Genomic DNA, 22,726 nt, shown 5'->3' on the forward strand with positions numbered 1-22,726 from the left:
CGTCGATGGGGGGCGCATCGTGACGCCCTGGCCGATGCCCTGGCCGCCGTAGCGGACTACGCCCGTCGGCTGCGGCACGACCCGACCGCTGCGTTCGACCCGGAGCCGTTGATGACGGCCCGGGACGCGGCCGCCGTGACGCCGTCACAGGCCCGCACCCGTCCCACCGTCCTCCACGGCCCGCGGGGACTGGCCGAGCGCATTCTCCCGGCCGTCACCGCACTCGCGGACCCGGACGTCGGCGCCCCCGCGGAGGGAGCGGGGCGGGACCGCGCGCGGGAGTTGCTCGGCGCGGCCGCCGACGTGTTGGACGCGGCAGCCCGTTCGATCCGCCGTGGCACTCCAGCGGAGGTGCCGCCCGCGAGCGCCGACGTCCTGCGCGTGGACGAGGAGCACGAGGTGCTGGAGGGCCCCGCGCGGCAGGCCGCCGAGCGGCTCGTGAAACTGCTCGGCGAGGCGCTCGAGATCGCCGGGAGCGGCAGCACACGTGGGAGGACACCCACCTCGGACGGCCCTGCGAGCGCCCCGTTACTGGTGCGCCCGACGATGCTGCGTCTGGTCCCGGTGGTCGTGCGGGCGGTTCACCGGGAGCTCCGCCGGGACTCGCCCGTGTTCCGGCACGCGGTCCGCCTGGCGGCGGCATCCGTGCTCGGCTGTCTCATCGCCGCCCCGCTGCCCCTGGGCCACGGCTACTGGGCGCCCATCGCCGCGGTCATGGTGATGCGGCCGGACTTCCACCAGACGTACGCGCGTGCGGTCGCCCGTCTCGCCGGGACCCTGGCGGGGGTCGCACTCGCCACCGGGATGGCGCGGGCCCTGGGACCGGACGCCCAGCTGTTCGGCGTGCTGGCAGTGGTCTCGGCAGGCCTGTCCTACACGCTGATCCGTACCGGCTACGCCTATTCCCAGTGCTTCACCGCCACGTACGTCGTGTTCCTGCTCGCCATGGGCGGCCAGGCATGGGAGCAGACGGTCCCGGAGCGGGTGGTGCTCACTCTGCTGGGCGGGGCCCTGGCCATGCTGGCGTACGCGGTGTTTCCCGCGTGGGAGACGCCCCGGCTGCCGGGAAGGCTCGCGGACTGGCTCGCCGCGAACGGCCGCTACGCGGCCGCGGTGCTCCGCAGCCGGGCGGAACCGACCAGGGAGCGTCGCGCCGACATGCGCAGGGCCCAACTGGCGAGCAGGGAAGCACGTGCCGCCTGGCAGGAGGCGTACGACCAGGCAAGACAGGAACCGATCCCCGCGAGGGGTCTGACATCACGCGAGGCGGAGGAGGCGCAGGAGGCGCTCAAAGGGTTCGACAGAGCGGCGATCCTCATGGAGAGCGTTGTGCCGCGGGCCGGCAGCCCGTCGGCCCCGGAGGCGGAGCGGTTCGCCGAGGCACTGGAGGCGGACACCGCGCAGGCGGCGGTCGATGTGCGCGAGCACAGGAATCCGGAGTGGGAGCGCGTGGAGGAGGCGCTCCACGAGTGGCCGGTCGCCGCTACGGACCGGAACTCCGTGATGCGGCGCGGTGCGGAACTGCAGAAGCGGGCCTTGGAGGACCTCGCTACGGCCGTGAGCCGTACACCCCTGGAACGGGACATCGGCTCTGCTCGCGAGGAGCGGCGGGTGCGGGCGGCCGCGATGGAGGAAGGCGACGGAGCAGGACTCGCCCAACGGGGCGCGTGACGGCTCAGGCGAAGGGGAGGGGAGTACCGCGCCTCCTGATACGGGAAGTGCCTCCCGGCCCTCGGCGGGCCGATGCCCAGGGAGGAGCCGGTGAGCTGGGCGCCGTCGGCCGGATCGACGACGGAGTGGTGCTGGGCGAACGCGTTGAGCCCGGCGCTGCCCGTCGGCCCGGTCACGGAGACGGTGCAGATCCTGCCGGCGGCCGGGGAGAGCCGGGGCGGAGCGGCGGACTTCACCGGGTTGTTCCGCACCACCGGGCATCAGGGGCCTCGTGACCGGAGGGGGAGGGAACGGCTGCGGGGGCAAGGATCCGGCGGCCGTCTCCGGGTGCCGCGGCACCCGGAGACGGCCGGCGCGATGGGAACGGCCGAGGGGGCTGATGCCGGTGGCGCGGCTCCGTCCCTGCTTCCGTGTGCGGCGGTTGCCCAGGAACGGAACGGCCGCTCTCCGCCGCCCCCACGGTTCGGACCTGCCGTGGCGGTATGCCACAGCTTGTTCACGCAGCTCACGTTCCCGTGGCACGCGGGCAGCCCACGACGGGGCCGCACGCACCTCCGCCGGTGTCGCGATCAGCCGTCAGGGGCCGGGAACGGCTCCGCCGCGCATGATCCCGGCGAGCCGGCCGCGCAGCTGTGCGAACTCGGGTGAGGCCCGCAGCGCGGACACGTCCGTGCCGGGCCCCCTCGCCAGGTGCACCGGCAGCTCCGCCACCACCCGGCCGGGCCCCGCGGCCATGACCAGCACCCGGGAGCCCAGCAGCACCGCCTCCTCCGCCGAGTGCGTCACGAACAGCACCGTCGTGCCGAGCCGCCCGGCCAGGGCCCGCACCTCCTCCTGGAGCCGCTCCCGCGTCAGAGCGTCGAGCGCGGCGAACGGCTCGTCCATGAGCAGGAGTTCGGGCTCCGCGGCCAGTGCCCTGGCCAGCGCCACCCGCTGCTGCTGACCGCCCGACAGCTCCCACGTGCGCCGGCCCGCCATCCCGGGCAGTCCCACCCGCTCCAGAAGGTCGGCGATCCGGCCGGGCCGGTCGGATCGCGGCACGCCCAGCCGGGCCAGCGCGAAGGCGAGGTTCCCGCCCACCGTGCGCCAAGGGAACAGCCGCGGCTGCTGGAACACCACCGCGGCTCCCCTGCCCGGCCGGGGTAGCGCGCCCCGGACCCGGGCTCGGCCCGCGGCGGGCCGCTCGAAGCCCGCCACCACCCGCAGCAGGCTCGTCTTGCCGCAGCCGGAGGGCCCGACCAGGACGACGAACTCGCCGGCGTGGATGCGTACGTCCACGCCGTCGAGCGCCGCCACCGGCGCCTTCGCCGAGCCGTACCGGACCGACACCCCCGCCAGCTCGACGATCGCGGTCCGCGTGTCCGGCGCGTCAGTTCGCGGCACGGCCGAGCTCCTCCACCGCGAGCGCCCGCCCGAAGGCCGCTTCGTCCGGCACTGAGTCGACGGCCTTCTGCCCCTTCAGGAACACGGCGGCGTCGTGCAGGTTCGCCGCGAGCCTGCCGGGGGCGCCCGGAGTGCCCAGGTAGTCGGGTCCGGTCTGCTCCTTCGCGCTGAGCAGCACCAGTTCGGACAACTGCCGCTTCGCCTCCTCGGTCGGCAGCCCGAGCTCCGCCCCGATGGACTTCGCGGCCCGGTCCGGTGCGGTACGCGCCTGTGCGACGGCTGTGTCCTGCGCCTTGATCCAGGCCGTGACCACGTCAGGGTGCTTGGCCGCGAACGCGTTCGTCACCACGCCCAGGTCGGCCGTGGGCTTTCCCTGCTCGGCCAGTTCACGGCTGGTCACGAGTACATTGCCGTCCTTGGTCAGTTCGCTCAGCGTCGGCGTCCACACGTAGGCGGCGTCGATGTCCCCGCGCTTCCAGGCGGCGAGCGCGTCCTGCGGCTGGAGGTCGATGGTCTGCACGGACGACGGGTCGACACCGGCCGTCGTCAGCGCGGCGAGCAGTGAATAGTGGGCCGTCGACCCGAAGGGAGCGGCGACCTTCTTGCCCACCAGGTCCTTCACCGAACCGATCCCGGGCTTGGCGACGAGCGCCTCGTTGTCCCCGATCAGGTCATGGATCCATACCACCTTGTACGGGATGTTCAGCGGAGCGGAGAGCCCCTTGGTGACGGGGCTCGACCCGGCCAGACCCAGGTCGACCGCCCCGGCGATGACGGCTGTGTTGACGTCGCCACCGGACTCGAACTTCACCCACTTCACCTCGACTTCGGGAAGGGCCTGCTCCAGCAGCCGCTGGTTCTTCACCACCAGGTCGGCGTTGGGTATCGCCTGGTAGGCGATCCGTACGGTGGTCCGCCCCGAGGATCCGTCGGCCGCGTCGCCGCCACCTGCGCAGGCGGTGGTGACGGAGGCCGTCAGGGCGACGGCCGCGGTGAGCAGGAGGGTGCGGCGGGACAGACGTGCGGGCATGGACGATCTCCGGTCTGAGGTCGGACGACGTGGGAACGCGGGAAGAAGGGCACGAGGGCGGAAGGGAACGGGAGGAAGCGGCGGGAATCAGGCGCGGCCCCGCCATGGCACGGCGATCCGCTCGACGAGCCGCAACAGCGCGTCCAGCACGATCCCGGACAGGCCGATGGCGAGAATGCCCGCGATCACCAGCGCGGTCTGGTTGTAGCGCTGCGCATCGCGGATCATGCCGCCGATGCCGGGCACACCGTTGATGGTCTCCGCCGCGACCACGGAGGTGTAGGCGACACCGACGGCGATGCGGACGCCGGTGAGGATCTCGGGCAGCGCGGAGGGCAGTCGCACGGACAGCAGCAGCGCCGTCGGCCCCGATCCCAGCGCCCGGGCGGCCTCGACGAGCTGTCCTGGTACCGTGCGCACGGCCGCCGCGGTGGCCGCGGCGATCGGTGGCAGGGCCGCGATGACCAGCAGCCAGATCTTCGGGGCCTCGTCGATGCCGAACCAGATGACGAGCAGCGAGAGGTACGCCAGCGGCGGCAGCGTCCTCAGGAACGTGACCGCGGGCTCCAGCACGACGGCCAGCGGCCGGACCGTACCGATCAGCAGCCCCAGTGGCACCCCGGCCAGCACGGCGTACGCGGAGCCGGTGCCGATCCTGCCCAGGCTGACGCCCAGGTGCTCGATCAGCAGATGGCCGCCGTAGCCGCGCACTCCGTCGTGCACCGTGGAGGCGAGGACGAACTGCCGCCACACATCGCCGGGCGAGGGAACGAGGACCCGCGGCCACACCTCGGCGGAGACCACCGCCTGCCAGGCGCCGAGGAGCACGGCGAGGGCGACGAGCCGCAGCCCGCCCCACCGGACGGCTTCACGCAGGCGGTCCCGCCGGGAGGAGTCGGCCCCGGCTCCGGTACCCGACGATTCGGGGGCGGGTTGCGGCAGCCGGTCCGGCCCGGACGCCGCCGTCGTCGTCGCGGGAGCGCTCACGGGGCATCCGCCCCGGTCAGGGCGCGCAGCCGCGGGGCCACTTCCTCGCCGACCCGGTACGCCTCTTCGAGGTGCGGGTAGCCGGAGAGGACGAACTCGTCGATGCCCAGGGCGCGGTACTCGGCGAGCCGTCCGGCCACCTCGTCGTGCGAGCCGACCAGCGCGGTCCCGGCGCCCTCGCGGACCAGGCCGATGCCGGCCCACAGATTCGGCGCCACCGTGAGGCGGGCGGCGTCCACGACCCCGCCGTGCAGCGCGGTCATCCGGGCCTGTCCGGTGGAGTCCATGCCGGCGAAACGCTCCTGGCTCGCCCGTACGGCCTCCTGGTCGAATCCGGCGAGGATCCGGTCCGCCTCGGACCAGGCCTCGGCGGCGGTGTCCCGGCTGATGACGTGCAGCCGCAGCCCGAGCCGGACGGTGCGGCCAGCCGCCCGGGACCGCTCCCGCAGCCGGGTGATGCGTGCGGCGACGGCCGCGGGCGGCTCGCCCCACAGCAGTTGTACGTCGGCCTGCCGCGCGGCCACCTCCTCGGCGGCGGGAGAGGCCCCACCGAAGTACAGGGGCACGGGATGGCGCAGGTCCGGGTCGGTGATCCGGGCGCCCGCGATCCGCACGTGGGCGCCGTGGTGGTCGACCGTCTTGCCGTCCAGCAGGTCGCGCAGGACCGTCATCACCTCCTCGGTCCGGGCGTACCGTGCGTCGTGCTCCAACCAGTCGCCGTACGCCCGCTGTTCGGCGGGATCGCCCCCGGTCACCACGTTGAGCGCGAGTCTGCCTCCCGCGAACCGGCGGAACGCGTCTGCCTGCTGCGCCAGCAGGGTCGGACTGGCGAATCCTGCGCGGAACGCCACCAGGAACCCGATCCGGGTGGTGTGCTGCGCGAGCGCGGCGGTGAGGATCCAGGGGTCCGCGCAACCCAGCCCCACGGGCGTGAGCAGAGAGTGGAACCCGGCCTGCTCGGCGGCTCGGGCCACCTGGGCCAGGTACGGGATGTCCGCGGACCGCCGGGTGGCGGATCCGGTACGGCCCTGGACGGCTGTGACACCGCCGGGATCGCGGCCGTCCCCGCCGGTAGGCAGGAACCAGTGGAGCAGGAGGGGGTTGTCGGGCATGAGGAGACCTCGTCGAAGCAGCAGCACGGCACGCGCCACCACCGAGGGGGAGGCGCCACGTATACGCGAGCAGAGGGGAAGGCGGGAGGGCGAGCGAAGGGGTGCGCGGTTGTTCCGTGTGGGATCAGGAGCGGCGGGGCGCGTGGTCCTCAGCGGACCCGCGGATCAACAGCCGTGCGCACGCGAGGAATCGGCCCGACACAGCATGGTCGACACACGCAGCAGATCTACGTGACGACGCGATACGAGTACGGGGGCCATGGCCGCATCCTGTCGGGACGGCTCCGGAGCGTGCAAGCATCGTCCGAGTGATGGACCATGACGTTCCGCATACCGAGATCCATTGCCACGGCAATAGAGCTCCCTGCGGCGGTCGCGCGGGGTGTGGGCCTCGGTCCGGACCGGCGCCTCGACGGGTGGGCAGGGGCGCGGTCGCCGGCAGGCCGTCCGTGCGTGGCGGTTTGACGCCATGGCGGCTTGCCGCCCGCTCCAGCACTTACCGGAGGAGTGGATTCCCGTTTGGATCATCGCCATGACACCGATACCCAGACGCCGGTCGGCGCTGACGGCGACCGCTCTCGCCGTCGCTATGGGCGGCGGGCTGCTGCTCCCTCTCTCCACGGCGACGGCCCTCAGGACGGACAAGGGCCGGGCCCGCGTCTTCTGGGACGCCATCACCACGGTCGCCGTCCTGGACAGCGGAATCGATGCGACGCATCCGGACGTCAAGGACCGGATCGTCGGCACGAAGAGTTTCCTCCCGGATGAAGAGGTGACCGACCGGCACGGGCGCGGCACCCATGTCGCCTCCACCGTCCTCGGTTCCGGCGCGGCCTCGGGCGGGGTCGACAAGGGGGTCGCTCCCGGCGCCGAACTGCTGGTGGGAAAGGTCCTTTCGGACAGCGGCTTCGGATCCGAATGGGGGATCACCTCCTGAGGGCCCGGGGCTCCCGCGAACCGTCTTCGCACCTCGCGGGAGCCCGCTCGGCGAGCCCTGTCGTCCGCGGGAGAACGCCCCTCCACCACGCAGAAAGCGCAGGGACAGACTGTGCCCCCGCGCACGGCGCCGATCCCGCCGCACCGGTCGGCCCTACCGCCCCGGCCCCAGCGCCGGCTCCGGCCCCGGCCCGACGGCTCGCGGCCTCGTGCCGACGGCTTCGTGGTCGTCGGCCCGGTTGCACCGCCCCACGCGACGACGGCAGGCCGCGCCATCTCTTCGCCCGCCTGCTGACGGAAGGCCTGAAAGCTGAACGACGAACCGCGTCCGTCCAGGCGGGGACACACCTCCTCGGGCCTGGCGGACGTCTCCCTGCTCGCGCTGCTCGGTCTCTGCCCCGAGGAAGACGCCGTCTACCGATTGCTCGTCGACCGGCCGGACAGCGAGCCCGCGGCTTTCGCCGGGCCGCTGACTCCGCACGAGGTCGTCCGCGCGCTCGACATGCTCGTGGAACGGGGCCTCGCCAGCGCCCGCATCGGGCCGACCGGACCGCGCTACCGCGCGGCCTCCCCGCTCCTCGCTCTCGGCCCGCTCGTCGACGCCCGCCGCGGCACCCTCCACCAGGTCGAGGACCTGGTCGCCGAGCTGTCCGAACGGCACCGGGTGGCCCAGGCCCGCGCCTCCGGCGCTCCCGTCGAGGTGCTGTCGGGCGCCGCCGCGATCCGGCGCCGACTGCTCGCGATGGGGCGGGAGGCGCAGCACGAGGTCTGCTCACTGATTCCCACCCGCACGGCGCCCGTCGCGCTCTCCGCAGAGGAGGGCCTCGACGAGGTCGAGCGCGACTCCATGGCACGCGGCGTGCTGCTGCGCTCGGTCCTGGAGCGAGGCTGGTTCGACCGGCCGGAGACCGCCGCAGCCGTCGGCCTGCTCGCAGAACAGGGGCAGAGTGTCACCGTCACCGACCGGGTGCCGATCAAGATGATCATCGCGGACCGGCGTACGGCGATGCTGCCGCTCGACCCCGACCGCGAGGAAACCGAACCGATTGCGCTCGTCGTGCACCGCAGCGGCCTGCTCACCGCGCTCCAGTCCCTCTTCGACCAGTGCTATGCCCAGGCCACTCCACTACGGATGGGCCTGGCAGAGGTGCACCGTGCGGACGCGCTCCTCGACAAAGTCGACGTCGACATTCTCGCGCTGCTCCACGTCGGCCTCACCGACGTGACCATAGCCCGCCAACTGGGCCTCGGACACCGCACCGTGCAGCGCAGGATCCGGGCTCTGATGGCACGGGCGAACGCGGCCACGCGGTTCCAGCTCGGCGGGTACGCCGCGGCGGCCGGTTGGCTCGATGAGCGCTCCGCGGAGACGTAAGTACGCCTGGGCCACTTTGCGCCACCAGTGATGCCTTGTAGCCGGCACCTCGCGTGGCGAACCATCGACCCACCGATCACGTGGAACTCCAGAGCTCCACGTTTCTGCATGTGTTGGGGAGGACGTTGTGGCAATGAGACCGATACGCCGGGTCCTGGCTGCGTCAGTGGTGGCCGCCGCCACCGGTTCCGCGCTGCTGACGGGGCCCGCCCGGGCCGCCGACGAGGTGCCCGGAACCATCGCGACGACCGGCACGCCGGTCCCGGTGGCACCGCTGATGACCCAAGGCCTGGACGACAGGGTCCGGAGCGGAACGCCCGCCCAGGCCGCCCGCGCCCACATCGCGGACCACGAGGACACCTACAAGGTGCCCGTCTCCGATCTGAAGACCGTCCGCATCACCGAGGACGGAGACCAATCCACCGTCCGGTTCCGCCAAGAGCACCACGGGGTGCCGGTGTTCGGCGCCGAGTACGCGGTGCAGACACAGCCGGCCGACGACGGCAGTCGGATCACCTCCGCGACCGGCACCCTTTACACCGGCCTCACTGTCCCCACCACCCCCCAGGTCGACCAGGACACCGCCCAGCGCCGCCTGTTCCTGCTCGACGCGAGCCTCCGCGGTGTCGAGGGCACCAGGACCGCCGCACGGGGCCTGACCGTGCTGCCCGACGCCCGAGGCGGCCGACTGGCCTGGCACTTCACCGTCACGGGCGTCAAGAAGGACGGGAGCCCGGTCCGTCAGGAGGGGTACATCGACGCCCGCGTCGGCGGCCTCGCCCTCTCCTACAACAACATCGACGCCGCCGACGCCGCGCCGGCGCAGGCCACCGGTGTCCGCGTCGACGGCCACGAGACGCGGCTGGAGGCCGACGAGTCGGCCGACGGCTCGTACACACTCGTCGACTCCACACGAGCCATGTACACCGTCACCGGTGGCCAGATCCGCACCTACGACGCCCAGCGCAAGGGCTACCTCGATGTCGCCGGCGGCCCGGTCACCGACGACGTCCCGCTGGTGCGGTCCGCAACCGACCGGTTCGACGGCGCGAACACCACCTCCGGAGCCGTGGACGCCCACCTCAACGCCGCCAAGGTCTACGACTTCTTCAAGAACGAGATCGGCCGCGACGGCGTCGACGGCAAGGGCGGCACGATCTACTCCGTCGTCAACGTCGCCAACAACGGCAAGGACTACGCCAACGCCTTCTGGGACGGGACCAAGATGGTGTACGGCCACATGAACGGCGTACCGCTGTCCGTGGGCCTGGACGTCGTCGGCCACGAGATGACGCACGGCGTCACCGAGCACAGCGCGGGCCTGGTCTACCTCAACCAGTCAGGTGCCCTCAACGAGGCGATCTCCGACTACTTCGGCAACGCCATGGAGACCGCCGACAAGGGCGTCGCCATGGACGACCCCACCTCCGGGCTGATCGGCGAGTACCTGTGCAACGGCACCAAGCCGCTGGACGAATGCGCCCTGCGCGACCTCAATGACGGCCGCAACGCCCAGAAGGACTACGAGCCGATTCCGCTGGACATCGACAACGGCGGGGTCCACTACAACTCCACCATCGTCGGCGGTGCCCTGTGGGACATGCGCAAGTCGATCGACACCAAGCTCGCCGACCAGATCGTCTACCGCGCGGCGCAGAACTACCTCACCCCGTTGTCCGGCTTCACGGAGATGCGCACCGCGATCACGTTGGCCGCCAAGTCCCTGAAGATCTCCGATGACGACCAGGCGAAGATCGCCGCCGCCTTCGACGCGCACGGCATCGAGGAGGGCTGGGAGCGCAAGGGCGGCACACACGACGGCACCACCCTCGCCGCCGACATCCTCCCCGCCTACGAGGTCTACGGCGGCGTCGACGAACAGGCCGCTCAGATCAGCGGAGACGTCTACGCCATCGCCCACGGCGACGCCGTCGCCTGGGACCGCGGATCGGCCGCCTTCGGCATAACCGTCGGCCGGTTCGGCAAGCAGGACGGAAAGTCCGACCACGATCTCGCCCAAGACGACGCCTATCTGCTCGACCCGTCACTCGACAAGGACCGGATCGTCTTCACCCGGGTCGCCGCCGACGGCGTCGGCATCTACGGCGCGGCCGACAAGGGCCAGGGCGAGATCAAGAAGATCGTCGACACCCCCGGCGCCGACGAGACCGAGCCCGTCACCGAGGCCGGAGCCCTGGCCTACATCTCCACCACCGCCGACGGGGAGCAGGACGTCATGCTCCGCGAGGCCGACGGAACCACGGTGAACGTGACGCCCGAGCCTGGCACCCGAGCCGCCCGTCTGGCCATGAAGCACGGCACGATCGCATGGGCCGGCGGCGCCGACGGAACCTACGGGACGGTCTACGACATCGCCACCGGCAAGACGCAGGCCAAGCGCATGGCGGGCTTCCTGTTCGGCCAGATCACCGACGTCCAGCTCACCTCGGACCGGATCTTCTGGCGCAACACCCAGGCGTTCATCTTCCGCAGCGACTCGGTCGAGACGGCGCCGGTCGCAGACCTGACACGGACCAAGAAGCTGAAGGCGCCGACGTCCATGTACATCGGCCAGTTCTCGGTCACCGACGACTACTTCGCGTACTCGACGACCGACTTCTGGGGCGGCTTCGGCAGCTGGACCGGCCCCTGGAAGATCAAGGTCGCGCCGACCGCCGACGTCGTGAACGGCACCGCCGCGTACCAGCGCGTCTCCTGCTCCTCCGGTACGCAGATGGCGCCCTCCCTCGGTGACGGACAGCGCGCCGTCTGGGTGGACACCACGGCCGCGGCGTCGGACGTGGTGACCCGCGCGACGTTCGCCGCCACCTGCGAGGCTGAGGTGTCCTGATCACCAGCGTGGTGAACGCCGACTGGTCTTGATCACGGCGAAGACCTCCGGTGCGGTGAAGGTGCCCTTGCCTCACCGCACCGGAGGCCTTCGTGTCGCGCGGCGACGCCCGGCCGATCGGGCACGGCGGAAGAGCTCCCACCGGTCGCCCGTGTCCTGGCCGGACGACCGGCGGGCGATGCCGCGCGTACCTCACCGGCCACCCCGTCCTACGCCGTCACGGCCTGAACCGCCTGCCGGACCCGGCACGTGGTCAGGGGAACCACGGCGACTTCCATGCACGACCGATGCGACTTGGCGGCGCACCGTGCGTGCCGAACGCTGGTGCGTGGGACGAGGTGCCCGCACCCGGCACCGGGTTCCGTCCGCGTCTTCGGGTCGAGAGGAGAAGTAGGTCATGGCGACGTCCTGCCGCGGTTCCGAGGATCCTTCCGCGCCCCGGGACGAGCGTGACGCCGCGCCGCGACCGGTGCCGGCGGCCCGTCCCCCGACGTCGTCCGGCAGCGTCTTCCGCCAGCGGTGGACCGACCTGGTGTTCGTCCACTGGGCGGTGTCACCTGACGCCGTGGCCGGTCTGTTTCCCCCGGGAACGCGGCCGGACGTACTCGACGGGAAGACCTACGTGGGCCTCGTTCTCTTCGGCATGAGGGACCTCCGTCTGTCGCGCGGTCCCGTCCTGCCCTTCGCGGGCCGGTTCGAGGAGGTCAACGTACGCCTCTACAGCGTGGATGCCGCCGGCCGGCGTGGGGTGGTCTTCCTGAGCCTGGACTGCAACCGTCTGCTTCCCGTCATCGCCGCGAACGGAGTGTTCGGGCTTCCCTACCGGTGGGCGTCTGCCCGCTGCGACCGCTTCGAGGAGAGGATCCTCTACGCCGTTCGACGTAAGGGCCGGCAACGTCCTCGCTCCCGCCTCTGGGTTGCGGTCGAGGGCGAGCAGCGCAGTCCGGACGCGTTGGAGAGCTTCTTGACCGCCAGATGGGGTCTTCACGCCCGGGCCTGGGGGCGGACGTTCTACTGGCCGGTGTACCACGAGCCGTGGTCCTTCAAGGACGCGGCGCTTCTCCTGCTGGAGGATGAACTGGTGCATGCCGCCACGGGGCTGTCGGTGGCCGCGTCCTCACCGGCGAGCCTGCTGTACTCGCAAGGAGTGTCTGTACGCTTCGGCCGTCCGTTCGGGATCTGCTAGACGACCGCGACGTGCCCCGACCGGAGTTGCGAGAGCTTCACGCAGGCCCCGGTTGTAGCGCTTCACCGGTGCCTGGCCGGTCCCGATCCGGTCCGCCCTCGCCAGAGGGACACGGTCTGAGAAGAGCTACGCATAAAGCTCCTAAGGAACGTAAGAAGTGACAAAAGGGGTAGTGTGAGGTATCGGTGCGGCCGTACGGGAGACCTGTTCGGCGCCGACCGGTCACGGCAGTGCCCAGCCGCTCCTGGGCGGCCGAGCACCGGAAAGGAGTCCCCTCATGGCTGACATCAACGTCGCGCTGCACGTACAGGTCGAGGCTCAGCCCGGCAAGGAGGAAGAGGTCGCCGCCTTTCTCCGGGAGGGCCTTGCCATCGTGCAAGAGGAGCCCGGCACCGTCGCCTGGTTCGCCGTACGTCTGAGCCCGTCCACTTTCGCCATCTTCGACGCCTTCCCCCACGACGAGGCCCGCCAGGCCCACCTCGCCGGGCGCCTGGGCAGCGCCCTGGCGGAACGAGCCGGTGAACTGTTCGCCCAGCCTCCTTCCGTCGAGCAACTCGACGTCCTCGCCCACAAACTCCCCTGAGGGCCGCACCGCGTTGTCCGCCCCCCGCGGGGCGGACTGCTCCCGGCCGGACGCGTGAAGGGTCGGCCTGACGTCGAGGGTGCTCCCTGTTCGAACCCGCCGTACTCGTAGCCGCCTGCGGCCTTGGCACCTCCCCTCGGGTGCGAAGGCCGCTTGACAACTGCTCACGCAGGGTGCGGACCGGTAGCTCGTCTCCCGGGGTCCTGCCCGGCTGCCCGGGGTCGGGGTCCGTTTCGCAGCCACATGCGCTCGGGGGCGATCTTGAGGGTGGGCCCGCAGTGCGCAAGGGAGCACGCGAGGTTCGACTTGGTAGGCGGAGGCGTGCGGGGGCGGAACGCACCAGGCTGTGGGCAGACAACCGTGTACCCGTCGCAGAGAGGACCAGGATCTTGCCATGACCATCAAGACGGAGTCCGTGTCCCTGGAGGACGCCCGGAGAGTCGTCGCTGCGGGGGAGGCCAAGGCCGACGAGATCGGCTCGCCGAGCAACATCGCTGTCGTCGACGTCGGCGGCAACCTCGTCGCGCACATCCGGATGGACGAGGCGTGGATCGGTAGCGTCGACATCTCCATCAGCAAGGCCTTCACGTCGCGGGCCTTCGACGTCAGTACCGCCGACCTGGCTGCCAACGCGGGTCCCGGCGGACAGTTCTTCGGGATCAACGCATCCAACAACGGACGCGTCATGATCTTCGCGGGCGGTGTCCCGCTGCGGCACGGCGGCCGGATCGTCGGCGCCGTGGGCGTCAGCGGCGGCAGCGGTGAGCAGGACCAGGCCGTGGCCGAAGCGGCGGCGACGGCCTTCTGACGCGACCGGCCCCCTGTGCTCGCCGTCTCTTTCCCCGCCATCGCCGCCCACCGCAACCGGATACGCAAAGCACGGGATGGACAGAGACGCCGGGACCGCCGGCTGCGCACGCCTGATCCCGTTATCGCGCCACAAGACCGTCATCGACGTCGCGGGCGGGGCTCGGCACGTTCCGGGGCGGCCTGCCGGCTTCTTCGATCGGCGGCTGTGAAACCGGTCCCCCTGCCGACAACCGGAAGGAACCACGCACCATGACCAACGAACTGCACGGCAGGAAGGTCGCAATCCTTGCCACGGACGGCGTCGAGCGCGTCGAGCTCGAAGAGCCTCTCGGCGCACTGCTCGGCGCTGGAGCGCAGGCCGAGCTCCTCTCCCTCCATACCGGCGAGATCAACGCGCGTCAGATGGACATCGACCCGGCCGGAACCCTTGCCGTGGACAAGAAGGTCGCTGACGCCCACGTGGGTGACTACGACGCGCTCCTGCTGCCCGGCGGCACCATGAATCCCGACCAGCTGCGCACCGACCCCGACGCCGTCGCCTTCGTGAGGGACTTCGTGGAGACCGGGAAGCCCGTTGCCACCATCTGCCACGGACCTTGGATACTGGCGGAGGCCGGCGTGCTGCACGGTCGCCGCCTCACCTCGTGGCCCAGCATACGGACTGACCTGCGCAACGCCGGCGCCGAGGTCGTCGACGAAGAGGTCGTGATCGACGGTCAGCTGATCTCCAGCCGCAGCCCGCAGGACCTCCCCGCCTTCTGCAAGGCGATCGTCGAACGCTTCGCCGCTGCAGTGCAACCCGCCTGATCGGGAGAAGTCCCGAACCACCGAAATGACCCGCACTCCCACGGCCGGGTCCCCGTGGATCAACAGAGGACATAGTCATGGCGAACAGCAACCGCGCCGTCACCTTCCAGAACCCGAAAGACATGCGCGTCGAGTCCCTGGATTTCCCGAAGCTTCAGATGCCGAACGGGAGGAAGGCCCCGCACGGAGTCATTCTCAGGATCGTCGCCACCAACATCTGCGGGAGCGACCTGCACATCTACCGCGGGTCCTTCCCGGTGCCCCAGGGCATGGTGATGGGGCACGAGATGACCGGCGAGGTCATCGAGCTCGGCCCCGACGTCGAGTTCCTCAGTGAGGGCGACCTCGTCTCCGTCCCGTTCAACGTCGCCTGCGGCCGATGCCGCAACTGCAGGGCGCGCCGGACCGACGTCTGCGAGACCACGAACCCCAAGGTGGCCTGCGGAGCGTACGGCTTCAATCTGGGCGACTGGACCGGCGGCCAGGCCGAGTACCTGTTCGTCCCCTACGCCGACTTCCAGCTCCTGCGCTTCCCGGACAGGGACCAGGCCATGGCGAAGATCCGCGACCTGGCGCTGCTCTCGGACATCCTGCCCACCGCGTTCCACGGTCTCATGGAGGCCGGTGCCAAGCCGGGCTCGACCGTCTATCTCGCCGGCGCCGGCCCGGTCGGCCGCTGTGGCGCAGCAGCGGCGCGTCTCCTCGGAGCGTCTTGCATCATCGTCGGCGACTACCACAAGGACCGCCTGGACCTGATGAAGAAGAACGGCTGCGAGACGATCGATCTGAGCCAGGACGCAGCGCTCACCGACCAGATCGAGGCCATCCTGGGCGAACCCATGGTGGACTGCGCAGTCGACTACGTCGGCACCGAGGCGCACGGCATCGGCCGCGAGGCCGAGGACATGGATCCGGCCTACGCCCTCAACCAGGTGATCGACGCCACCCGCGCGGGTGGAGCTACCGGAGTCATCGGCGTCTACGGCCCCGACCCGCTCGCGAAGTCGAAGGCCGAGCAAGAGGGAACGTATCCGATCGACTTCGGCAAGGCCTGGATCAAGTCGCCACGGATCGCCGCCGGGCAGGCACCGATCATGCACTACAACCGTGAGCTGATGATGGCGATCCTGTGGGACCGCATGCCCTACTTGAGCGCCATGCTCAACACGAAGGTGATCAGCCTCGACGACGCCCCCGACGCCTACGCGACTTTCGACGCGGGCGTGTCCGAGAAGTTCATCATCGACCCCCACGGCCTGATTGCCGCCGCCTAAGACGTGATCTCCATGGCGAAGCCCTCGCTGACCGCCATCACGATCTCCAGCCCGTGCCGGCCGATGGGCCGGGTCGGGCGCCAGGACGGACGGGGGCGCAGGGGCGCCGTCCCAGACGCACACCTCGATGGCTGAGGGGGGCAGGTCAGCGGGCTGGGACCGGCTCGGTGCGTGGTGGTTACGGGACCGGTGCGGCCTCGCGGCTTTGGACGGATCGCCGACCGCCTCCCGGGTGGCAGGAGAGAGGTCCCGGGAGGCGTGGCAGGTACTACAGCCTTTCCGGCTTTTCGACCTCGGGGTGCCTCGTTCTGCTTCCCCTCGGTCGCCGGAGGTCCCGTGCAATCGGACGCGGCACTCCCGGCGGGACCGCATCCACATGAGGCCACTGCCCCGGTTGAGGCGGCTCAATCGGGAGTACGTGTCTTGGAAATGGGCGAGGAAAGTCCGGGTTACATCCGTCAATGCGGGCATACGAGCGCATGTCGGGCGCGCAGATGCCAGGAACTCCGCTGAGGTGAGTGAGAAGCCGCGGGTTCCGTTTGCGGGCAGCTGCGCGCCGGTCATGGCTAAGGCAACCAGCGGACGATCTTTTGGAGAGACCATGACCTCGCAGCGCACACCCGAGGGTTCAGAGCCGGCAGGCGACGGGGTCCCGGGCAAGCCCGGCCCGGTTTCTCCGCCCCGGGAAGAGCCGACCCGACCGTCTCAACCGCTCCCGCCGAAGCCCGACCAGCGGGGGCCCGAAACCGTCTCGGCGACCGGTCAGGCGACCGGCGCAGATCAGGCGCGTGCGGCGCAGAGCGGCGCATACCTCACCACTGCGCAGGGAGCCCGGCTGCACGACACCGACCACTCCCTCAAGGCGGGCGACCGGGGACCGGTTCTGATCCAGGACCACCACCTGCGCGAGAAGATCACGCACTTCGACCACGAGCGGATCCCGGAGCGTGTGGTCCACGCGCGTGGCGCGGCTGCTCACGGCGTGTTCCAGGGGTACGGCACCGCGAGCAACGTGACGAAAGCAGCCTTCCTGGCCAAGGACGTCGAGACACCTGTGTTCGTGAGGTTCTCCACCGTCCTGGGCTCACGTGGATCAGCGGACACGGTCCGCGACACCCGGGGCTTCGCGACGAAGTTCTACACCGACGAGGGCACTTACGACTTGGTCGGGAACAACATCCCCGTCTTCTTCATCCAGGACGCGATCAAGTTCCCTGACATCATCCACGCCGGCAAACCCCACCCTGACCGCGAGATCCCGCAGGCTCAGTCCGCGCACGACACGTTCTGGGACTTCGTCTCCCTGCACACGGAAGCCACCCACCACACCCTGTGGAACATGTCCGACCGGGGCATTCCCCGCTCGTACCGCATGATGGAAGGCTTCGGAGTCCACACCTTCCGCCTGGTCGCCGCCGACGGTGCCACCTCTCTGGTGAAATTCCACTGGAAACCGAAACTGGGTGTGCACTCCCTGTTGTGGGAGGAAGCGCAGCTGATCAACGGGATGGACCCCGACTTCCATCGGCGCGACCTCTTCGACGCCATCGAATCCGGCGCGTTCCCGCAATGGGAGCTGGGCATCCAGGTCTTCCCCGACACCCCTGAGCAGACGTTCGAGGGGATCGATCTCCTCGACCCCACCAAGATCGTCCCGGAGGAGCTCGCACCGGTCCAGCCCATCGGACTGATGACTCTGAACGCCAACACGAAGAACTACTTCGCCGAGACCGAGCAGGTCGCCTTCCACCCAGGCCACCTGGTCCCCGGCATCGACGTCACCGATGACCCCCTGCTCGCCGGACGGCTCTTCTCCTACCTCGACACGCAGATCAGCCGTCTCGGCGGCCCGAACTTCGGCCAGCTGCCCGTCAACCGCCCGTACGCCCCCGTCAACGACATGCTGCGCGACGGCATGCACCAGACCGCCGTGCACACCGGGGTGGCCCCCTACCGGCCCAACAGTCTCGACGGCGGTTGTCCCTTCCTTGCGGGAGCCGATACGGGCGCCTTCCTCGAAGCACCCGTGACGGTCCCCGAAGCGAGCAAGGTCCGCGCGGCACCTGCATCCTTCTCGGACCACTTCACCCAGCCCCGGCTGTTCTGGCTCAGCCTGACCCCGTCCGAACGCGAACACGTCATCGCCGCGTACACCTTCGAACTCGGCAAGTGCTACGAACAGGCCATCAAGGAACGCGCCCTCACCGTGCTCGCCAACATCGACCAAGAGCTCTGCGAGAAGGTCGCCGAAGGGCTGGTCCTGCCGGCTCCGGAGGCCACGGTTCCTCTCGTCGAGGCCGAGCCCAGCCCGGCACTTTCCCAGCTGGGACAGCGCTGGCCAGTCGACGGGCGAGTGATCGGCATCATCGCCGATGCCGCCTCCGACCTGGACGGCGTGCGCGCCGCACGCCGGAGCATCCTGGACGCGGGCATGGTCCCCCTCGTCGTCGCGCCGACCGGCGGAATGCTCGACCCCGACGGCGACCCGATCACGGTTCAGCGGACGTTCGCAACAGCTCGCTCCGTCGAATTCGACGCCGTCGTCCTCGCCGGCCTGCCGGGCCGCAGTTCCGACGCCTACGGCGCCAGGGACGCCAAAGCCGGCACCCCCGCACCGCAGGGGCTCGATCCCCGCATCGCGCTGCTGCTTGCCGAGGCCTACCGGCATGGCAAGGCCATCGGTGGCTGGAACACCACCGAGCAGGTCCTCGAGACGGTAGGCATCGGGGCGGACGGCCCTGGTATCGCATGCGGCCAGGACAGTGCGACCGTCGTAGCATCCGTCGAGGCGTCTCTGTCCGAACACCGGGCCTGGGACAGGTTTCCGCCCGCCACCTGAGCGGTTCTCCTCAGGCGCTACGAGGGTGGACGCCGACTCCGGTGCATCCGATGTCGTGACCGCCGGAGAGGTGAGAGGCACGTCGGCACCACGTCGGATCCGGCGGTCTCCGCCTCAGGTCTCGACGGGGAACAGGGGAGTGGTGCCGGTGAGGTCGAGGAGTCGGCGCAGCCGGTTCGGTACAGAGCCGACCAGGGCGAGCCGCCTGTTCCGCCCGGCGCGCTGCACGGCGGGAGACCGGCCGGTGACGTGGAGATCAGCGGGGAGACACAGGGCCAGAACGCGGCTCTCAAAGGCGTGCTCCAAGAAGTGCTCTCGTGCACGTCCGCCAGCCTTCGGGAGCAGTCCCTGTGTCCACGGCTGCGTTACGGGTCGTGGTCGTCCGGGTGTGGCGCGCCCCATGTCCTGTTCGGTTCAGGTTGACTTCGCAACGTCTCCTTCGTGAACTCGTCGTTCGAGGGAAGGAGAGAGCTCGCGGACTCCGGAGGCTGATGTGGCGGATGATCGGATCGGGCTGGCGCAGGTGCTGGCGGCAGCGGAGGCCGCAGCACCGGTGGACTCCCTCGACGTCGTGGCGCGCAACCTTCGGGAACGGTTCGGTGCCGCCTACGTGTCGTTCCTGTTCGTCGATGTTGTCGGCCGACGTCTGCTGCGCGGTGACCAACCGCGGGGACGCCGTCGGCGTCCTGGAGGTCTTCCTCCCCGACATCACCACCGCGGACATCCTGGAGCAGATTCAGGAAGCCGCGCACGCGCTTGCGTACATCATCGTCACCGACCGCCGCTTCACCGACCTCTACCACTGGGGCAACCGCACCACGACCGTCAGCCTGTCCGCGGAGATCCAACGACAGCTCCTGCCCGCCGCCTCCTCCTGTGAAGCACCGCAGTTCACGCTCGCCGGCGCACTGGTCCCGGCCTCCGACATCGCCGGCGACACCTACGACTACAGCCTCGACCAGCACACCCTGCATCTGTCGATCACCGACGCCATGGGCCACGACGTCAGCGCGTCGCTGATGGCCACCCTCCTGGTCAACGCCTCCCGCGGCGCCCGCCGCGCCGGTGACGACCTCACCGAACAAGCTCGCCAGCTCCACCGGGCCCTCCTCGATCACGGCCACCGCAGCATCGCCACCGGCCAACTCCTGCGCGTCGCCCTCGACGGCACCAGCGCCCAGCTCATCAACGCCGGCCACCCCTGGCCCTACCGGCTACGCGACGGCGCAGTCACCGAACTTTCCCTGGCGGTCGACCTGCCGTTCGGCATCACCGACCAAGGCGGCTACCAGGCCCAAGAGCTCGACCTTCGCCCCGGCGACCGCCTGCTCCTGCACACCGACGGGATGCAGGAACGCGACGCCGAGACCGTCGACTTGCCCGGACTGCTCCGCAAGACCGCTGACGACCACCCCCGTGAGGTCGTGCGCGCCTTGGTCGGTGCCGTATCCGACGCCTACGAAGGCCGTCCGCCCAAGGACGACGCCACCGTCCTGTGCCTGGACTGGCACGGCCCCCACGGCAACCCGGTTGTGTGATCCGCGGTGTCCTTGGACTTACGCTCCACGGATCACCTGGCAGTACGGCTCCTGCGGCCCATGGCCGCAGAGGCGCGGGCCGGATGTTGATCACCTCATCCATGGCCTCCTCCATGCCGGTTCCTTCCAGACCGTCTACAACGCCCATAAGTCGTTCCTGCAATCCTTCTCACAGGCGCTGCGGCTGCGGCAGGTCACTGGAGCGCGTCAGTCCTCGCCGCGGATGATGTTCCCATCCTGTCCGGCCGCCTTCTCCTCCGCCGACTCGTGTTCGGACCGTGGCTGACGCACGATGGCAGGACGGCACGTGCGGATCCGTTCCTCGAGCGGTACACGGCTGATGGCCGGCTGGGATCGTGCCTGGCCTTCCATGACCAACATCTCCTTCCGAAGCGACATCTCAATGTGGGCTTTTCTGATGATTCGCGTATACCCGCCGAGTTGAGGTCTATCCGCACGCCGCCCCCGACCCCTTGTCCGCATGTCGGGCGAAACCATGTTTTCGTTGTCCAAAGTCGGCAAAGCGGCCGGTCCATGAATGAAAAGGGCGCAGGGATGCGTGCAGGGGCCGGGGACGGGCAGGTGCGTGAATACAGGCCACCGAGACTGGCTCGTGTGGCCAAGTAGAGCTCGGGAGTCCGCCGTGACCACCGCGCGCGAGATCAAGACACCGGACGTCACCTGCCTCGGCGCCGACGACAGCATCCTGGATGCCGCGAAGAAGCTGACGGCCCTCGGCGTGGGTGCGCTGCCGATCTGCGGCAGCGACGAGCGGCTGAAGGGCATGCTCACCGACCGCGACATCGTGGTGAAGGTCCTGGGCGCAGGGAAGGACCCTTCCACCTGCACGGCAGGCGAACTCGCCCAAGGCGAGGCGGTCACCATCGGTGCCGACGACGACGCCGAGGACGTCATGAGGACCATGGCCGCGCACAAGGTCCGCCGCCTGCCCGTCATCGACGGACACACCCTCGTCGGCGTCATCGCCCAGGCCGACGTCGCCCGCTCCCTGGCCGACCCCCAGGTCGGCGAACTCCTGGAAGTCCTGTCCAGCTGAAACCGCCGACACGGGCGCGCGTGAAGGGCGCCCTCGTCACCTTGGAGGCGTGATGAAAGCAGTGACCTGGCAAGGCCGTCGCAAGATCGAAGTAGTAGATGTTCCCGACCCGCAGATCGTCGATCCCACCGACTGCGTGATCGAAGTGACGACGACCGGGCTGTGCGGTTCCGATCTGCACCTCTACGAAGTCCTCGGCCCGTTCCTCGACCCCGGGGACATCCTCGGACACGAACCCATGGGCGTCGTGGCAGCGGTCGGCTCCGAGGTCAGGGACCTGAAGGTCGGCGACCGGGTCGTGGTGCCGTTCAATGTCTCGTGCGGGACCTGTTTCATGTGCAGGCAAGGTCTGCATTCGCAGTGCGAGACGACCCAGGTTCACGAGCACGGCACCGGCGCCAGTCTGTTCGGCTACACGAAGCTCTACGGGCAGGTCCCCGGCGGGCAGGCCGAGTACCTGCGAGTCCCCTTCGCCGACACCCTTCCCATCAAGGTCCCCGAAGGACCGCCGGACGACCGGTTCGTGTACCTCTCCGACGTTCTGCCGACCGCCTGGCAGGCGGTCGCCTACGCCGACGTCCCGCCCGACGGCAGTGTCGCAGTCCTGGGACTGGGGCCCATCGGTGACATGTGTACCCGCATCGCCGCCCAACGCGGCGCCGGCACGGTCATCGGAATCGACCTGGTGCCCGAACGCCTGACCCGCGCCGCCGAGCACGGAGTGCAGGTCTTCGACCTTCTCCAGTACGGCAATGAGCTCGTCGACGCGGTCCGGGACGCGACCGGCGGACGCGGCCCGGACGCCGTGATCGACGCTGTCGGCATGGAGGCTCACGGCAGCACCGCGGCGAAGGCCGCCCAGACCGCGACCGGATTCCTCCCCGATGCCCTGGCCTCCGTACTGATGAAGAAGGCCGGCGTCGACAGGCTTGCCGCTCTCACGCTGGCCATCGAGCTCGTCCGCCGCGGCGGCACGATCTCGCTGTCCGGCGTCTACGGCGGAGCCGCCGACCCGCTCCCGCTGCTGACGATGTTCGACAAGCAGATCCAGCTGCGCATGGGACAGGCCAACGTCCGACGCTGGGTCGACGACCTCATGCCCCTGGTGACCGACGGCGACCCTTTGGGTGTCGAGCGCTTCGCCACCCACCACCTGCCCCTGGACCAGGCACCGCAGGCGTACGCCGACTTCCAGAAGAAGCGGGACAACGTTGTTAAGGTGCTCTTCCACCCCTGATGCCCTCTCGCGGGAGCCGCCCCCGGCGAAATGGGGCCGGCCCGGTCTCG

Annotated in this window: 17 protein-coding genes and 2 pseudogenes; 13 read left to right on the forward strand and 6 right to left on the reverse strand. The window is 70.1% G+C overall.

Annotated features, from left to right (window positions below; translation table 11 throughout):
* On the forward strand, positions 1-1,671 hold a 1,671-nt coding region (locus tag AMK27_RS03800), incomplete at its 5' end, for an FUSC family protein (protein ID WP_241847292.1).
* A 576-nt stretch (positions 1,672-2,247) separates the two neighbouring features.
* Here the strand turns inward: AMK27_RS03800 and AMK27_RS03805 are convergent.
* From AMK27_RS03805 to AMK27_RS03820, 4 genes are all read right to left on the reverse strand, one after another.
* Entirely contained in the window at positions 2,248-3,054 is an 807-nt protein-coding gene (locus AMK27_RS03805) for an ABC transporter ATP-binding protein (RefSeq protein ID WP_073902570.1), read from the reverse strand.
* The gene (locus AMK27_RS03810; protein WP_073902571.1) at positions 3,041-4,084 is read right to left on the reverse strand and encodes a taurine ABC transporter substrate-binding protein; all 1,044 of its coding nucleotides are present in this window, start codon (positions 4,082-4,084) and stop codon (positions 3,041-3,043) included. Before AMK27_RS03810 ends, AMK27_RS03805 begins: the two co-directional genes overlap by 14 nt.
* 87 nt (positions 4,085-4,171) lie before the next feature.
* Positions 4,172-5,071 (reverse strand): ABC transporter permease, encoded by a 900-nt coding sequence (locus tag AMK27_RS03815; RefSeq protein WP_073902572.1) that lies wholly within the window; start codon positions 5,069-5,071, stop codon positions 4,172-4,174.
* Positions 5,068-6,183 (reverse strand): LLM class flavin-dependent oxidoreductase, encoded by a 1,116-nt coding sequence (locus AMK27_RS03820; protein ID WP_073902573.1) that lies wholly within the window; start codon positions 6,181-6,183, stop codon positions 5,068-5,070. Before AMK27_RS03820 ends, AMK27_RS03815 begins: the two co-directional genes overlap by 4 nt.
* Positions 6,184-6,859: 676 nt before the next feature.
* On the opposite strand from AMK27_RS03820, the pseudogene AMK27_RS43380 reads away from it, so the two are divergent.
* The 9 genes and pseudogenes from AMK27_RS43380 to AMK27_RS03865 form a co-directional block, all read left to right on the forward strand.
* Positions 6,860-7,111 (forward strand): annotated as a pseudogene (locus tag AMK27_RS43380) (S8 family serine peptidase); the annotation flags it as partial.
* 429 nt (positions 7,112-7,540) lie between these two features.
* Complete coding sequence (locus tag AMK27_RS03830) at positions 7,541-8,494, forward strand: hypothetical protein (protein ID WP_079188173.1); 954 nt, start codon at positions 7,541-7,543, stop codon at positions 8,492-8,494.
* A 133-nt stretch (positions 8,495-8,627) separates the two neighbouring features.
* The gene (locus AMK27_RS03835) at positions 8,628-11,345 is read left to right on the forward strand and encodes a M4 family metallopeptidase (protein WP_079188174.1); all 2,718 of its coding nucleotides are present in this window, start codon (positions 8,628-8,630) and stop codon (positions 11,343-11,345) included.
* A gap of 397 nt (positions 11,346-11,742) precedes the next feature.
* A complete protein-coding gene (locus AMK27_RS03840; RefSeq protein WP_079188175.1) occupies positions 11,743-12,531 on the forward strand; it encodes a YqjF family protein in 789 nt (262 codons plus the stop codon).
* Between the two features lie 277 nt (positions 12,532-12,808).
* Positions 12,809-13,114: a putative quinol monooxygenase gene (locus AMK27_RS03845; protein WP_073902576.1), complete on the forward strand. Its 306-nt coding sequence runs from the start codon at positions 12,809-12,811 to the stop codon at positions 13,112-13,114.
* A gap of 394 nt (positions 13,115-13,508) precedes the next feature.
* Entirely contained in the window at positions 13,509-13,922 is a 414-nt protein-coding gene (locus AMK27_RS03850; protein ID WP_073902577.1) for a GlcG/HbpS family heme-binding protein, read from the forward strand.
* Positions 13,923-14,173: 251 nt separating this feature from the next.
* Positions 14,174-14,731: a type 1 glutamine amidotransferase domain-containing protein gene (locus tag AMK27_RS03855; protein WP_073902578.1), complete on the forward strand. Its 558-nt coding sequence runs from the start codon at positions 14,174-14,176 to the stop codon at positions 14,729-14,731.
* Between the two features lie 77 nt (positions 14,732-14,808).
* Positions 14,809-16,005 (forward strand): alcohol dehydrogenase catalytic domain-containing protein, encoded by a 1,197-nt coding sequence (locus AMK27_RS03860; protein ID WP_073902579.1) that lies wholly within the window; start codon positions 14,809-14,811, stop codon positions 16,003-16,005.
* Positions 16,006-16,606: 601 nt separating this feature from the next.
* A complete protein-coding gene (locus tag AMK27_RS03865) occupies positions 16,607-18,844 on the forward strand; it encodes a catalase (RefSeq protein WP_073902580.1) in 2,238 nt (745 codons plus the stop codon).
* Positions 18,845-18,958: 114 nt separating this feature from the next.
* Here the strand turns inward: AMK27_RS03865 and AMK27_RS42270 are convergent, their stop codons facing one another.
* Complete coding sequence (locus tag AMK27_RS42270) at positions 18,959-19,150, reverse strand: hypothetical protein (protein WP_143204807.1); 192 nt, start codon at positions 19,148-19,150, stop codon at positions 18,959-18,961.
* Between the two features lie 187 nt (positions 19,151-19,337).
* Here AMK27_RS42270 and AMK27_RS03870 point away from each other — a divergent pair.
* Positions 19,338-20,382, forward strand: a pseudogene (locus tag AMK27_RS03870) (PP2C family protein-serine/threonine phosphatase).
* A gap of 207 nt (positions 20,383-20,589) precedes the next feature.
* Here the strand turns inward: AMK27_RS03870 and AMK27_RS42615 are convergent.
* Positions 20,590-20,754 (reverse strand): hypothetical protein, encoded by a 165-nt coding sequence (locus AMK27_RS42615; RefSeq protein WP_158076893.1) that lies wholly within the window; start codon positions 20,752-20,754, stop codon positions 20,590-20,592.
* Positions 20,755-21,025: 271 nt separating this feature from the next.
* Here AMK27_RS42615 and AMK27_RS03875 point away from each other — a divergent pair, with 271 nt between their 5' ends.
* Positions 21,026-21,439: a CBS domain-containing protein gene (locus AMK27_RS03875; protein ID WP_073902581.1), complete on the forward strand. Its 414-nt coding sequence runs from the start codon at positions 21,026-21,028 to the stop codon at positions 21,437-21,439.
* A gap of 52 nt (positions 21,440-21,491) precedes the next feature.
* Positions 21,492-22,676, forward strand: coding sequence for an alcohol dehydrogenase catalytic domain-containing protein (locus AMK27_RS03880; protein WP_073902582.1), 1,185 nt, complete (start codon positions 21,492-21,494; stop codon positions 22,674-22,676).
* The last annotated feature ends 50 nt before the right edge of the window (positions 22,677-22,726 follow it).

It is taken from the genome of Streptomyces sp. CB02009 (assembly GCF_001905825.1).
In the GTDB taxonomy this organism is placed as follows: domain Bacteria; phylum Actinomycetota; class Actinomycetes; order Streptomycetales; family Streptomycetaceae; genus Streptomyces.

Excerpts from the sequence above, each read along its gene's own strand:
- AMK27_RS03810 (WP_073902571.1), bottom strand. The coding sequence starts at position 4,084 with ATGCCCGCACGTCTGTCCCGCCGCACCCTCCTGCTCACCGCGGCCGTC.
- AMK27_RS03820 (WP_073902573.1), bottom strand. The coding sequence starts at position 6,183 with ATGCCCGACAACCCCCTCCTGCTCCACTGGTTCCTGCCTACCGGCGGG.
- AMK27_RS03835 (WP_079188174.1), top strand. The coding sequence starts at position 8,628 with ATGAGACCGATACGCCGGGTCCTGGCTGCGTCAGTGGTGGCCGCCGCC.
- AMK27_RS03840 (WP_079188175.1), top strand. The coding sequence starts at position 11,743 with ATGGCGACGTCCTGCCGCGGTTCCGAGGATCCTTCCGCGCCCCGGGAC.
- AMK27_RS03845 (WP_073902576.1), top strand. The coding sequence starts at position 12,809 with ATGGCTGACATCAACGTCGCGCTGCACGTACAGGTCGAGGCTCAGCCC.
- AMK27_RS03850 (WP_073902577.1), top strand. The coding sequence starts at position 13,509 with ATGACCATCAAGACGGAGTCCGTGTCCCTGGAGGACGCCCGGAGAGTC.
- AMK27_RS03855 (WP_073902578.1), top strand. The coding sequence starts at position 14,174 with ATGACCAACGAACTGCACGGCAGGAAGGTCGCAATCCTTGCCACGGAC.
- AMK27_RS03860 (WP_073902579.1), top strand. The coding sequence starts at position 14,809 with ATGGCGAACAGCAACCGCGCCGTCACCTTCCAGAACCCGAAAGACATG.
- AMK27_RS03865 (WP_073902580.1), top strand. The coding sequence starts at position 16,607 with ATGACCTCGCAGCGCACACCCGAGGGTTCAGAGCCGGCAGGCGACGGG.
- AMK27_RS42615 (WP_158076893.1), bottom strand. The coding sequence starts at position 20,754 with ATGGAAGGCCAGGCACGATCCCAGCCGGCCATCAGCCGTGTACCGCTC.
- AMK27_RS03880 (WP_073902582.1), top strand. The coding sequence starts at position 21,492 with ATGAAAGCAGTGACCTGGCAAGGCCGTCGCAAGATCGAAGTAGTAGAT.